This is a genomic window from Janthinobacterium violaceinigrum (assembly GCF_009208555.1).
Taxonomy (GTDB): domain Bacteria; phylum Pseudomonadota; class Gammaproteobacteria; order Burkholderiales; family Burkholderiaceae_D; genus Janthinobacterium; species Janthinobacterium violaceinigrum.
Window position 1 is genome coordinate 113,213 of record NZ_WFLI01000004.1, and the last position, 14,356, is coordinate 127,568.

At 62.7% G+C, this 14,356-nt stretch carries 6 protein-coding genes; 2 read left to right on the forward strand and 4 right to left on the reverse strand.

Annotated features, from left to right (window positions below; genetic code table 11):
* Positions 1-120 precede the first annotated feature (120 nt).
* Positions 121-2,967, forward strand: coding sequence for a TonB-dependent receptor (locus tag GCN75_RS04810; RefSeq protein WP_152281599.1), 2,847 nt, complete (start codon positions 121-123; stop codon positions 2,965-2,967).
* 77 nt (positions 2,968-3,044) lie between these two features.
* On the opposite strand, the gene aroG is transcribed toward GCN75_RS04810, so the two are convergent.
* Positions 3,045-4,109 carry a 3-deoxy-7-phosphoheptulonate synthase AroG gene (gene aroG / locus GCN75_RS04815; protein WP_319633281.1) on the reverse strand — a complete coding sequence of 355 codons (1,065 nt, stop codon included), beginning with the start codon at positions 4,107-4,109 and terminating at the stop codon, positions 3,045-3,047.
* A 508-nt stretch (positions 4,110-4,617) separates the two neighbouring features.
* Here aroG and GCN75_RS04820 point away from each other — a divergent pair.
* Positions 4,618-7,464 carry a TonB-dependent receptor gene (locus tag GCN75_RS04820; protein WP_152281600.1) on the forward strand — a complete coding sequence of 949 codons (2,847 nt, stop codon included), beginning with the start codon at positions 4,618-4,620 and terminating at the stop codon, positions 7,462-7,464.
* A 182-nt stretch (positions 7,465-7,646) separates the two neighbouring features.
* On the opposite strand, the gene tldD is transcribed toward GCN75_RS04820, so the two are convergent.
* From tldD to GCN75_RS04835, 3 genes are all read right to left on the reverse strand, one after another.
* Positions 7,647-9,107, reverse strand: a complete 1,461-nt coding sequence (gene tldD / locus GCN75_RS04825) for a metalloprotease TldD (protein WP_152281601.1) — start codon at positions 9,105-9,107, stop codon at positions 7,647-7,649.
* A gap of 68 nt (positions 9,108-9,175) precedes the next feature.
* Positions 9,176-9,976, reverse strand: a complete 801-nt coding sequence (locus tag GCN75_RS04830; RefSeq protein WP_152281602.1) for a carbon-nitrogen hydrolase family protein — start codon at positions 9,974-9,976, stop codon at positions 9,176-9,178.
* Positions 9,977-10,019: 43 nt separating this feature from the next.
* Positions 10,020-14,189, reverse strand: a complete 4,170-nt coding sequence (locus GCN75_RS04835) for a YhdP family protein (RefSeq protein ID WP_319633282.1) — start codon at positions 14,187-14,189, stop codon at positions 10,020-10,022.
* Positions 14,190-14,356: the final 167 nt, after the last annotated feature.

Here is a 14,356-nt window from a genome sequence, read left to right on the forward strand (position 1 = left end):
GGCCCCGAAAATTTACAGAATTTTTGTTGGTGGATTTGTAAAAAGGCAAATAAATTGTTAGTAAGCAACAAGTTATTTCAAAATAATTGCCGCCTTTATCACAATAACAAGGAATTTAAGATGATGATAGAAAATGTAATATCTCGGTCGCTGCGCCTGATGTTTGCTGGCGGCATGGCTCTGAGCATGCACGCTGCGTATGCACAAGAAGCAACAGATGGCACCATGCAGCGCGTGGAAGTCACGGGTTCGAGCATCAAGCGCATCGCTTCCGAAGCGTCGCTGCCCGTGCAGTCGTTTAATCAAAAAGACATCAAGAAAACGGGCGTCACCACCGTTACCGATTTCATCCAGCAAATTCCTGCGATGCAGGGCTTCTCCGTGGCCGCCGATTCGGTTGGCGGCGGCGGCGGTGGCGTCACCACAGCCTCGATCCACGATATCGGCGCAGCCTACACGCTGGTGCTGCTGAACGGCCGCCGTATTGCCCCATCCAATTCCGGCACCACCATCGACCTGAATTCGATCCCCCTGTCGGCCATCGAGCGCGTGGAAGTGCTGACGGACGGCGCATCGGCCCTGTACGGCGCCGACGCCATCGCCGGCGTGGTCAACTTCATCCTGAAAAAAGGCGCATCGCCGCTGGAAATCAACGCCAAGTACTCGCGTCCTGAAGAAAAAGGCGGCGCCAGCAATTCGATTTCGATCAGCAAGGGCTTCGGCGATATCGACGAAGACGGCTACAGCATCTTCGTGTCGGCCAGCCATGACGAACAAAAATCGCTGAAAGCATCGCAGCGCAGCTTCGCGAAAAGCGGCATCATCAATTTCAACGATCCGAAGACCGGCAAGGCGCTGCAATTCATCAACGGTTCGTCGCGCTCGGCGCCAGGCAACGCCACTGTCGATTACAACCGTACCGATCCGGTAACGGGCCAGGTGGTCATCAATCCAGATACCAACAAGCCTTTCGTCGACAACGTCAACCTGAACCCATATGCACTGACCCATGGCGGCAAGTGCGCTGCCAGCAACATGGATTTCTATGGCGATGGCAACTGCTATTTCGATTCGCCATCGACCATCGAAATCAATCCCGAATCGAAGCGCGACTCCCTCTTCAGTTCGGGTACCGTCAAGCTGGGCAAGACCGGCTTCCAGGGCTTCTATGACCTGGCCTACACGGAAGCGCGCATCATCGCCAGCATTGCACCGTACCCGGCAGACTTCTCGGTGCCGGTTGGCTCGCCGCTGTTCAACAAGTACCTGGCACCGAACCTGACGCCAGCGCAACTGGCCAACGCCACGGATGCCATCGCCAAGTACCGCCTGTCGGAAATGGGCAACCGCGTCTACGACTACGGCACCAAGGCCACGCATATCGTTGCCGGTGTCGATGGCAATGCATTCGGCTGGGATGTCAACTCGGCCGTGACATACTCGAAAAACAAGCAGACGCAAAAATACGTCAGCGGTTTCCCGTTGGCCGACAAATTCGACGCGCAGATAGCCGCCGGCAATATCGACCCGTTCGCCTACCCCGTGGGCTCGATGCCGGACGCCATGCGCCAGGCATTGCTGGGCACGGGTTTCAGCGGTACCTACAATACGCAAACCGTGGAAATGAAGGGCATCGACGGCCGCGCTTCGCGCCCTGTGTTCTCGCTGCCGGGCGGCACCGCCATGCTGGGCGTGGGCGCCGACTACCGCAACACCTCGTTCAAGGTGCAACAGGCGGACGTCGCCAAGCAGGCGCAGATCCTGTTTGACAATCAACAAGTCGACAGCGAATACGCACGCGACAACGCTGGCGCGTATGCCGAGCTGATGATGCCGATTTCGAAAAAACTGGAAATGACGGGTTCCGTGCGTTATGACCAGATCGGCGCCATCGATGACAAATTGACGGGCAAGACGGTGGGCAAGAAAGAGAACGCCACCACCTGGAAAATCAGCGGCAAGTACTCGGCGACCAAGAACGTGATGTTCCGCGCCGCTGCCGGCACGGGCTTCCGCGCCGCCAGCATGCAGGAAATCGCCGGCCCGCTGGAAGACTGGGGCGTTACCGGTGGTAACTACCAATGCCCGCTGACGGCAGCGAACGGCATGGGTGGCCATCCGCTGGCCAGCTACTGCAGCGGCGTGGGACGCCAGCAATTCGAAGCCTTCCAGGGCGGCAATCCTGACCTGAAGCCGGAAACGTCGAAGCAATGGAGCATCGGCACCGTGTTCGAGCCGATCGACAGCCTGTCGATGTCGTTCGACCTGTGGAACGTGCAGATCAACGACCAGGTGACTGCGGTTTCCGAAGGCTTGATCTTCAACAATCCAGCCAAATACGCCGAGCTGTTCACCACCAAGCACATCAGCTCGACGGGCAAGGACGTGCTGGCCGTCAAACTGCTGCCGATCAACATCGGCAAAGTGGAAAACCGCGGTATCGACTACGACTTCACCCACAAGATGAAGCTGCTGGACGGCCGCCTGACGACTCGCCTGATGGGTACCTACCTGCTGCGCTCTCGCTACACGACGCCAGGCACCAACGATCAATGGGAAACCAGCCTGAACCGCTACGGTTCGAACGACAAGGTCAGCTTCCGCAACATCATCCGCGCCACCAGCACGTATGAGACGGCCAAGTTCACGCATACGCTGAGCGCCAGCTACCGCAACGGCTATACGGACAAGGAACAGACGGCCGACGATTGCGCCGTGATCGTGGCCGGCAGCCCTGGCGAATGCTATGGCATCCAGCTGGAAGTGCCGAGCTACACCACGTTCGACTTCCAGACGGCTTACCGTCCGATGAAGAACGTGGAAATCACGGGCGGCATCTTGAACATGTTCGACCGCAATCCGCCGTTCACCCTGCGTAACACGGGTTCGCATCAAGTGGGCTACAACCCATCGTACTCGAGCGCCCTGGGCCGCCAGTTCTACCTGAGCGGTTCCTACAAGTTCTAAGCTGATCGCATCGGCTGCAAACTGAAAAAGCCCGGAAAGCTTAGCTTTCCGGGCTTTTTTTCATGCTGCGCGCCACCTTATTCGGCGTCGCCCTGCAAGCGGCGCTGCCTGACGGCTGCCGCCAGGTTTTCCAGCACGGCCACGCTGGCGCTCCAGTCGATGCAGCCGTCCGTGACGGACTGGCCATAGATCAATTCCTTGCCCGGGATCAGATCCTGGCGCCCCGCCACCAGGTGCGATTCCACCATCACGCCTACGATGCGGCCATCGCCGCCTGCCACCTGGCTGGCAATGTCGGCGCACACGGGGATCTGGTTTTCCGGTTTTTTCGAACTGTTCGCATGCGAGGCGTCGATCATCAGGCGCGCCGCCAGGCCCTGCGCCGCGATGGCCTTGCACGCTTCGTCCACGCTGGCCGCGTCATAGTTGGGGGTTTTACCGCCGCGCAAGATGATGTGGCAATCCTCGTTGCCGTTGGTCGAGACGATGGCCGAGTGGCCGCCTTTCGTGACGGACAGGAAATGGTGCGGCTGCGAGGCGGCCTTGATGGCTTCCACGGCGATTTTCACATTGCCATCCGTGCCATTCTTGAAGCCGACAGGACACGACAGTCCCGACGCCAGCTCGCGGTGCACCTGCGACTCCGTCGTGCGCGCGCCGATGGCGCCCCAGCTGATCAGGTCGGCGATGTATTGGGGGCTGATGACGTCGAGGAACTCGGTGCCGGCAGGCAGGCCCAGCTCATTGATATCGCGCAACAGTTCACGCGCCATGCGCAAGCCATCGTTGATGCGGAAGCTGTTGTCCATGTACGGATCGTTGATCAGGCCCTTCCAGCCCACCGTGGTGCGCGGTTTCTCGAAGTACACGCGCATGACGATTTCCAGTTCGCCGGCGAAACGCTCGCGCTCCTTGACCAGCAGGCGCGCATATTCCATGGCCGCCTTCGTATCGTGGATGGAGCAAGGGCCGATCACCACCATCAGGCGGTCGTCCTGGCCGTGCAGGATACGGTGCAGGGCAATGCGGGCGCTGGCGGCGGTCTGTTCGGCTTGCTCCGAGCAGGCAAATTCGCGGATCAGGTGGGACGGCGGAGTCAATTCCTTCATTTCGCGAATACGCAAATCATCGGTGCGGGGCATTATTTTCTCCAAAATTTAAGGAAGGGTAAAACATCTGGGTAAAAAAAAACCGCCATCGGTGGCGGTTTTTTAGAATTTGCTGGGATCTCGTTTTGCTGCTACGTGAACCGACCGCTACTCCACCGCCTTTGGGTTGGAATTGCTAAAGTAAAAATAAGCGGTAAAAAAGTGGCGAGCGAACATGCGAAGTCATCCGTAAGTGATGAACGACTATAAACCTAAATTGCAAGGCTTGGCAAGCATATTTGTCGGCAAAGCCGCATGGCACCGCCGTTTCACACTGCACAACACGCAAAAAAGCATAAAAAGTTGCGCGCCGTGAATCTCGCTGCACCTTTGAACCCGGGCGCTACCGCTGTGCCCGTCGTGGCAACCACGCCACGCCAGCCATTCTATCGACGACAAGCGGCGCACTCCTTGATCCAGATCTAATCCCGGCGTCGCCGCGCGGACAAAACTCGAGGACGTATCGATGCCCTTTGACTGCCTCACCTTTCCGGAGAACCGCATGATTCCCACACCATCCTTACCGTCCGCAACCTTTTCACCACCCAGACTGGGTCTGGCACTGGCCAGTGCACTGCTGAGTCTACCCGTCCTGGCGCAGGACGCCGCACCGATTGCGCGCGTGGAAATCACCGGCTCGAATATCCGCCGCGCGCAGGCAGAAACGGCATCGGCCGTGCAAACCCTGAGCGCGGCCGACATCGAAAAGTCGGGCAAGTCCAGCGTGGCCGAACTGCTGCAAACCCTGGCCGTCGACAACCAGGGTTCCGTCCCCACCACCTTCGGCAACGGCTTTGCGGCGGGCGCCTCCGGCGTGTCGCTGCGGGGCCTGGGCACGGCCTCGACCCTGGTGCTGCTGAACGGACGCCGCGTCGCGCCGTATGGCCTGGCGGACGATGGCCAGAAGGTGTTCGCCGACCTGAACATCATTCCCCTGGAAGCGGTGGAACGGGTGGAAATCCTCAAGGATGGCGCCTCGGCCATCTACGGTTCCGACGCCATCGCCGGCGTCGTCAACGTGATACTGCGGCGCGACTACCAGGGCACGGCCATCAAGGGCAATTACGGCAAGACGAAAGACTGGGACGGGCGCGACGCGCGCGCCGCCATCACGCATGGCTTCGGCGACATCGATACCGACCGCTACAACGTGCTGCTGAACCTCGAGTACAGCGAAAAGGCCGCCATCTGGAACCGCGACCGGGCCGGGCGGGGCGCCGTCGGCCGCAGCGACTTGCGCGACCTGGGCTTCAGCGCGCAGGAAACCCTCAGCGGCGCGGGCGCCATCACCACCAACAACGCGGCCGGCAGCGCCGTCAACGGCAATGTGCGCAATCCCGACACGCTCGACTACTACAACCGCGGCAACCTGGCCGGCGCGGGTTTTACGCGCACCTTTCCCGGCGCCGCCTGCGGCAACTTCACCACGCATCCGCAGGGCGACCCGGGCGGCGGCTGCCTGACGGACGCGGCGCAGCAGTACGGCCAGATCCAGCCCAAGCAAAAGAACATCAATTTCTTCGGCCGCGCCGCCTGGCAACTGACGCCCGCCCTACAGACGTATGCCGAACTGAACCTGTATCACAGCGAATCGAATTCCGCCACCACGCCCTCGACCGTCAGCGGCTCGGTGGGTTTTCCGGGCGGCCCCGTCAGTAACGCGGGCGTGGCGTTGGGTGCCGCGCATCCGGACAATCCGTATTTCGGCACGGCGGCACGGCTGCGCTACCTGGCGGCCGACGTGGGTCCCCGCACGTCGGAAGTCGATTCCACCTTCACCCGCTTTGTCGCCGGCATCAAGGGTAGCGTGGCGGGCTGGGATATCGACAGTGCGCTGCTGTATTCGCAGAACAAGGTCTCGAACGGCCTGGGCGGCTACCTGCAGCGCGACGTGGCGTTCGCCCTGCTCAACCCCACCGCTGCCAACGTGGCCGCTGCCAGCCTGAACCCCGCGTATGCGGCCTTGCCCGCCGGCAGCCTGTGGCGCATCGCGGAAAACGCGGGCCTCAATTCGGCCGCGCTGTATGCGGCCCTGTCGCCGCGCATCTCGAACGATGCCAAGACGCATATCGCGCAGATCGACTTCAAGGCCAGCCGCGAAGTGGCCAAGCTCGACGGCGGCGGCCTGGGCGTGGCCGTGGGCGCCGAATTCCGCCATGAAGCGACGGAACTCAAACCCACGACGGGTACGGAACGGGGCAATATCATCGGCCTCGGCTATTCCGCCTACAAGGGCAGCCGCAATGCCTCGGCCATCTATGCCGAGGTGCTGGCGCCCGTGCTGAGCACCGTCGAGCTGTCGGCGGCCCTGCGCGCCGACCATTTCACCGACGTGGGCAACTCCTACACGCCAAAGGTAGGTGTGAAATGGACGCCGGTGCGCGAACTGGCCCTGCGCGGCACCTTCGCCAAAGGCTTCCGCGCGCCCAGCGCGGCGGAAAACGGCGTGGGCGGCCTGGCCGCATTCTCCACGGCCAGCGATCCCCTGCGCTGCGCGCTGGGTGTGAGCGCCGCGTGCGATCCGGCCTCCATCGCCGTCATCACCTCGCCCAATCCGAAGCTGTCGCCCGAGCGTTCGCGCAGCTATTCCGTGGGCGCCGTGTGGGACCCGCTGCCGCGTACCAGCATTTCCGTCGACCTGTGGCAAATCCGCCGCAAGAATGAAATCAACCAGGAGCAAACGGACACGGCCATTGCCGAAGGCCATGTGGCGCGCGACCCGTCAACGGCCACGGGCATCGCGGGCGATCCGGGCGCCATTACCGCCGTGCTGGCCAACTACGTGAATTCGGCGCAGACGACGGTGCGCGGCATCGATGTCGACGCCCGCCAGCGCTTCAACCTGGGCAACGACTATGGCAACCTGGTATTCGACCTGAAGTGGACGCATTTGTACAAATGGCTGCGCACGGAACAGGATGGCACGCAGCGCGATTTTGCCGGCACGCATGGCAATTGCGATGTATCAAACTGCATGGGCACGCCGGCTGACCGCGTCAACCTGGGCGCTACCTGGGAACGCCAGAACTGGCGCGTCACGGCCAACGTCAACTACCGCGCCCACCTCGACAATGTGCTGTTCAAGAACGACCCCGACGGCTGCGCCACGCACTTCGCCGACGGCACGGATGCGCCGCGCGGCTGCCGCATCGCCTCGTTCACCACGGTCGACCTGACGGCCCGCTGGCTGGCCACGCCCAAGCTGGAAGTCTTTGCAACGGTACAAAACCTGTTCGACAAGATCGCCCCGCTCGACCCGCTCACGTATGGCGCCACGGGCTACAACCCGCTCGATTACGCGGGCGCGGCAGGACGGTTTTTCAGTGCGGGGGTGAAGTACAAGTTCTGAGCAATCCAGCAACCGGGTCGGCACGGCCGGTGCTGTTGGCGTGCTGTTGGCGTGCTGGTGGTGTCGGGTGACGCGCTTGGCGCTAACCCGACCTACGCGAGCGCCATGCCAGAAAAAAGTAGCTCGGATTCGCCCGGAGGGCGTAATCCGACGATCGCGCTAGCCTCACAGTGTCCGAAAGATCAGGCAGTCCCGCCGACCGTGATGCCATCGAGGCGCAGGGTCGGCTGGCCCACGCCCACGGGCACGCTCTGGCCTTCCTTGCCGCACACGCCCACGCCCGAATCGAGGCGCATATCGTTGCCGATCATGGAGACGCGGTTCAGCACGTCCGGGCCATTGCCGATCAGGGTGGCGCCCTTCACTGGATAGCTGAGCTTGCCGTCTTCGATCATGTACGCTTCGCTGGCCGAGAAGACAAACTTGCCGTTGGTAATATCGACCTGGCCGCCGCCGAAGTTGACGGCATACAAGCCATTTTTTACGGAGGCAAGGATTTCACCGGGGTCCCGGTCGCCGCCCAGCATATAGGTATTCGTCATGCGCGGCATGGGCAGGTGGGCGAACGATTCGCGGCGCGCATTGCCCGTCACGGGCATTTTCATCAGGCGCGCATTCATGGTGTCCTGGATATAGCCTTTCAGGATACCGTCCTCGATCAGGGCCGTGCATTGCGTGGGGTTGCCCTCGTCGTCGATATTGAGCGAACCGCGCCGGCCGGCCAGGGTGCCGTCGTCGACCACGGTGACGCCCTTGGCCGCCACGCGCTCGCCGATGCGTCCGGAAAACGCGGACGAGCCCTTGCGGTTGAAATCGCCCTCGAGGCCATGGCCGATGGCTTCGTGCAGCAGGATGCCGGGCCAGCCCGGTCCCAGCACGATGGTCATGGGACCGGCCGGCGCGGGACGCGCTTCCAGGTTGACCAGCGCCGAATTGACGGCGTCCGCCGCATATTGTTCCAGCACGGCATCGCTGAAATAGTCATAGCTGAAACGCCCGCCGCCGCCGGCCGAACCCGTTTCGCGGCGGCCATTCTGTTCCGCGATCACGGTGAGCGACACGCGCACCAGCGGACGGATGTCGGCCGCCAGCACGCCGTCGCTGCGCAACACCAGCACCACGTCGTATTCGCCAGTCAAGCCCGCCATCACTTGCACCACCCTGGGATCTTTCGCCCGCGCCATCTTTTCCACGCGCTCGAGCAGTTGTACCTTGGCCGTGGCATCCAGCGAGGCAAGCGGATCGTTGGGCAGGTACAGAGAGCGCCCGCCCTGCGCCAGCATCTGGCCCGCGATCTTGACTTTGCCGGCCCCTGCGCGCGCAATGGTGCGCGTAGCCGCGGCCGCTTCCAGCAGGGCCCGCTCGGAAATATCGTCGGAATACGCAAAGGCCGTCTTGTCGCCGGACACGGCGCGCACGCCCACGCCCTGGTCGATGGAAAAGCTGCCCGTCTTGACGATGCCCTCTTCCAGGCTCCAGCCTTCGCTCTTGGTCGACTGGAAATACAGATCCGCGTAATCGACCTTGTGCGTAAACATCGTGCCCAGGGCTTTCAACAGCTTGTCCTCGTCCAGGCCGAACGGCGTGAGCAGGATATCGCGCGCCACGGCCAGGCTCGACAGATTGGGTTCAAATGGGATCATGGCTTTGTACTCGCTAATAATATTCAACGCATTCTCAGTACCTGACAGCAGCTGATGTCAGGGACGCCTCACATGGTGCGATGCGCCAGGGCTGGCAGCGACTCGCGCACGCCGGCCAGGAACACCAGGTCGATCTCGCCGCTCACCACGCCCTCGCCTTCGGGCAGCACGGCTTTCACTTCGCCCCACGGGTCGATCAGCATGCTGTGGCCCCAGGTACGCCGGCCGTTCGGATGCAAGCCGCCCTGCGCCGAGGCCAGCACATAGCACTGGTTTTCGATGGCGCGCGCGCGCAGCAGCACTTCCCAGTGGGCGCTGCCCGTCGTGTGGGTAAACGCGGCCGGCACGACGATCAGCGCGCAATCGCCCATGGCGCGGTACAGTTCGGGAAAGCGCAAGTCGTAGCAGATGGACAGGCCGACCCGGCCGAACGGCGTCTCGATCGAGCGCACCTGCGCACCCGGCACGATGGTGCGCGATTCATTATAGGACTCGGTGCCGCGCGTAAAGCCGAACAGGTGGATCTTGTCGTAGCGGCCGGCCGGCTCGCCCTGCGGGTTGTACACCAGGGTGGTATTGAGGACCTTGCCCTCCTCGCCCGAGATCAGGGGCAAGGTGCCGCCGATCAGCCAGACGCCGTGCTGGCGCGCCATCTGCGCCATGCCATCCTGTATGGGGCCGCTGCCGGGCTGTTCCGCATGGGCCAGCTTGTCCGTTTCCCGCTCGCCCATGATGGCCCAGTATTCGGGCAGCACCACCAGCTGCGCACCGCCGGCGGCAGCCTGCGCCACCAGGCGCCGCGCCGTGGCCAGGTTGTCTGCCACGGACGGCGAGGAAATCATTTGTACTGCTGCGACTGTATGCATCATTTACCCCTACCTTCAAGCGCACGGCGAGCTGACTGTGCGGCACTTATTTAGCGACAGCATCCTGCGCCGCCGCTGCAGCGGCAGGCACGGCGACAGGCTCCAATTTACCACCATCAAGCTTGGTCACGACGGGCGACTTCCACGGGCCGGCGATCTGCATGTGGTAAGTGAGCGCCTTCATCACGGGGGCGCGCAGGAATAATTGCGCCAGGAAACTACCCAGGCCGATGACGGGATTGACGGCCAGCGCATACACGAGCGGCCCCGTGCCCAGGTTAAATTCCGGGATCACCACCACGTGCAGATTCGTCGTTTCATTGGCGATGTCGGCCGTGCCATCCATCAGCACGGTCGCCGCCACGCCGTGCATCTTGAGGTTGTCGGTGGTCACCACGCCGCGCTTGATGCTGGCGTTGGCCGTGATGCCGTCGAAGGCCAAGCCTTCGGAAAACACGTCGTGGAAATCGAGTTTCAGCAAGCGGGGCAAGGCTTGCAGACTGAGCACGCCCAACAGCTTGGCCGCGCCCGGGTCCTGCTTGAGGAACTGGCCCGACTCCACATTCATCTCGATCTGCCCCGACAACGTGGGAATGTCGAGCGAATACGGCAAGCCATTCCAGGCGATATCGCCGCTCAGGCGTCCCTTGCCGCGGCGCACCGTATCGGCAAAGCCGAAGCGGTCCAGCAGCTTGCCTGCATCGACGATGTCGAGGCCGAAACGCAGGCTGGTCGTGCTTTGCCCATCCTTGATCACCCATTTGCCATTGCCGCTCAGCGCGCCATCGGGATTCGACAGTTGCAGCTTGCCCACGCGCCACTCGCGCCCGCCCGCCGCCATGGTGTTATAGGCCTGCAATTCCAGCCGGCCGATCTTCTTGTTGAACAGTTCAAATTGCTCGGCCACGATATCGAGCGAGGGGATGGATTGTGCGCCACTCTTGCCTTCTAGCAAATTCTTCACATCGTTGGCGGCCGATTCCGGAATGATCAGCGACGACAGGCGCGCCGTCATCTTGCCCAGGCCGGATGGCGTTTCCAGCCACGTCACATAGCCCGACACTTGTTTTGCGTCGATATTGGCTTGCCACACATCCTTTTGATGCGTGGCGCCCACGACCACGTTTTCCAGCTTGCGCTCGCCCAGCATCAGTTCGCTGGCACGGGCCGCCATCATGTCCGGCACCACGTATTGCGCGATATCGGGCGCGTCGTCGGCACTGCCGCCCGCGTCGGCCGGCGCCGCGGCGCTGCCGGCGATTTCGCTGCCGGCGGCAATCCAGCTGTCCACGTCCAGGGTTTTCATGTTCACGTTGAGCATCATGCCGCTGTCCGGTTCCGGCGCCGGCACGTTCACGCCGATGCCGCCGCGCACCAGGCGCCAGGCGTCCTTGCCCTGCTTCTGGCGCTGGTAGCGCGCAGCGATGCCGGACCCCAGCGCGATGCGGATATCGTCCGTGCGCAGGCCGGCCCCGTTCGCCGCATTGCCCGTCAAGGTAAATTTCACGGGCAGGCTGTCGCCGGCCGGTTTTTTCAGGGGCGCGGGGAAATCCAGGCCCAGGCCCGTCAGCGGCGATTCCACATTGACGATCACCTGGTGGTCGCGCGCCGTGATCAGACCGTTGTAGCGCGCGCCGCCGCTCAAATGTTTTGCCAGGCGCTGCAGCACGGGCGCCGGATAGGTCTTGCGCAAGCCATCGATGGTCATGTTGCCGGCGATTTTGACCTGGATGGAACTGTCCGGCTGCGTGCCGCCCGAGATGGCCAGCGGCCCGCCAAGCAGGTTGCCGTTCAAGCCATTCAGGTTGACGCCTTTTTCGTTGAATTCGATCTTGCCCTGCGTGCCCAGCACGGGCGGCATGTCGTGGAACAGCACCACGTCATTGCCCGCCAGCTGCAAACTGCCCTGCACGGTCGATTCCAGCATGCGCTCGATCGGCAAGTGCAATTTGAGGGCCAGCTTGGCGTTGCCCGTCGCCGTCGTTTCATCCGTGAAATGCTCGATCCAGCCCAGCACGGGACTGGCCGTCACGTACTTGAGGAATTCCTGCATGGGGCCGGCCGCGTTGCCGTCGATGTCGAGCAAGGTGTCGAACACGGTCAGGTCGGGGATCACGGCTTTGACGTTCGTCAATGCCACGCCGCCCGTGGTGGCCGTGTCGCCGCGAATTTCCATGCGCGCGCGCTCGAAAATGAAACTGCCCTTGATCTTTTCCGCCTGCGGCCACAGCGGTGCCTTGCCCGCCAGCGGGCCGCTTTCCGCAAATTCGCCGGGTGCATAATTCAAGGTGCCATTCTCGATCTTGCCCGCCACGCGGAAATCGCCGCGGTTGCGCTGGGCCGGGGTGTCGGCCTTGAACGGGAAATGTTCGAGCTCGCCGCGCAGGCGCAGGCTGACGTCGTGCGCCATGCCGCCTTCCAGCGCGCCCGTCAGCCAGTGGCGCAGATGCTCGGGCGTTTGCAGGGGCAGATAGCGGCCGATGGTATTGATCTGGAAATTGTCTATCGTGCCCGTCAAGTCGACCTGGCCCAGGTTCTTGCCATCGAGCGGCAGGCGGTGCGTGCCTTGCAAGGCGACGCGCAAACCCTGCTGATCGAAGTCGAGCTTGTCCAGTTCGACTTGCAGCATGTTTTCCGCTTCGAAGGTCCAGCGCGCCTGCATGGCGAATTGTTCGAACGGCAAGGCCGGCTCGCTCAGATACGAGGGGAACTGCAGCACCAGGTCTTGCGCGTCGATATTGATGCTGCCGCCCTTGTCATTGGCGTCGATGCTGCCCGTCAGGTGGTCGAAGCCGGGAATGGCCGGTGCGGCCGCCTGTCCGGCACTGGCCGCCGTCTTTGCCACGGCCAGGCGCGCGGGTTGCGCATTCAGGCCCAGATCGATGAGCTTGCCGCGCAAACGGTAGCTGGCGGGCGCGGTCATCTCGCCTTCCCATTGCGCTGAGAAATCCTGCAAGCGCCCGCGCGGCGCCAGGGCGTCGAGACGCTGACGCTGCTGCTCGCCCAGCGGCAGCTTGTCGGCCAGCGCGGCCAGGGTTTGCAAATCGAGGGACTTGGCCGCGATTTCCGTGCGCGACGGTTTGCGTTTAGTGGCAGCAACAAAGCGTTCGGACAAGGTCGTGGGCGGCAGGCTGAGGCCATCGCGTGTTTCCACCGCGAAATTCGTCAACTCCACCTGGTGTCCATACGCGCCAAAGGTTGGCTTGCCGTCCGGCACCTGCGCCGACAGCTCTTCCTTGGCAGAAACGCGCCCGCTGACGGACAGCAGGTCGAGCGGGGCGATATGCTGGCCCAGTTGGGCCTGCACATCCGTCAAGCCCACATCGGCCGTGAAGCCGGCCAGGCGCGCATGATCCAGGTTCAGCCAGGCGCGCAAGGCGCCCTTGCCCTGGCTCAGCTCGAACGGATAATCGAGGTAACGGCGCCAGGCGGCCAGGTCGGCGTTCTTCAGGTCCGCGTACAGCTCGCCCTTCCACATCGACACATCGGAGATGCGCTTGCTGAAAGGCGGATGCGTGAAGTGAGCGCGCACATCGATGGGCGCGGCCAGGCTGGCGGGCGGCGTGGCCTGCAAACCCAGCCGGTGGCTGCGCCAGTGGTTGCGCAGCAGCAAGTTGACCTGGCTTAAGGCCAGCTCGGGCGTGCCGCGCGCTTCGTCCGTCCAGCGCACCTTGCCGTCGCGGATGATGATCTCATGCTGCGACAGCAGCCAGTCGGCGCCCTTGCCGTCGCTGCCCTGACTGCTGTCGGCCAGCACGCCGGCAACATACAGCTTGCCATTCTTGCTGCGCCGCACGTCCAGGTCGGGCCGCGTGATTTCCAGGGTCTCGAAGCGCACGGAACCGAACACGCTCCACCACGACAAGGTAGCCGATACGCTCGGCAGGCTCAGCGCCTGGCGCCCCGCCTGGTCGCGCAGGGTCACGTCGCCCAGGAAGAGATTGGGACGTACGCCATGCCAGGAAGCATAGATACGCGCGATACTGACAGGATTGCCCAGCGCGCGGCTGGCCGCCCGCTCGATATCGCCTTTGTAGTAATCGATATTGGGCAGGATGGCGTAGCGCAGGAATAAAAACAGCACGGCGAAGGCGAAATACGCGAGCAGCACCAGTTTGATGGCAAAACCCAGCACATGGTGGGTGGCCAGGTTGGCCATGCGATAGGCGGCACGCAGCCGCTGCCAGCGCAGGGCCAGTGGCACATGTTCTGTCACGCTTGCTTCTGGCGGTTTTTGCATCAATAAGCTAATAAACTGGCCCGGCGTCAAATAATGGCAAAAATCGTCTGCATTCGTGGTGCGCGCCTGCATCCTTGCGCTTGCGTCAGAGCAAAGCCTCCCTTACCATCGTCCGGAAGAGCACGCACTGCCGGCGGCATTCG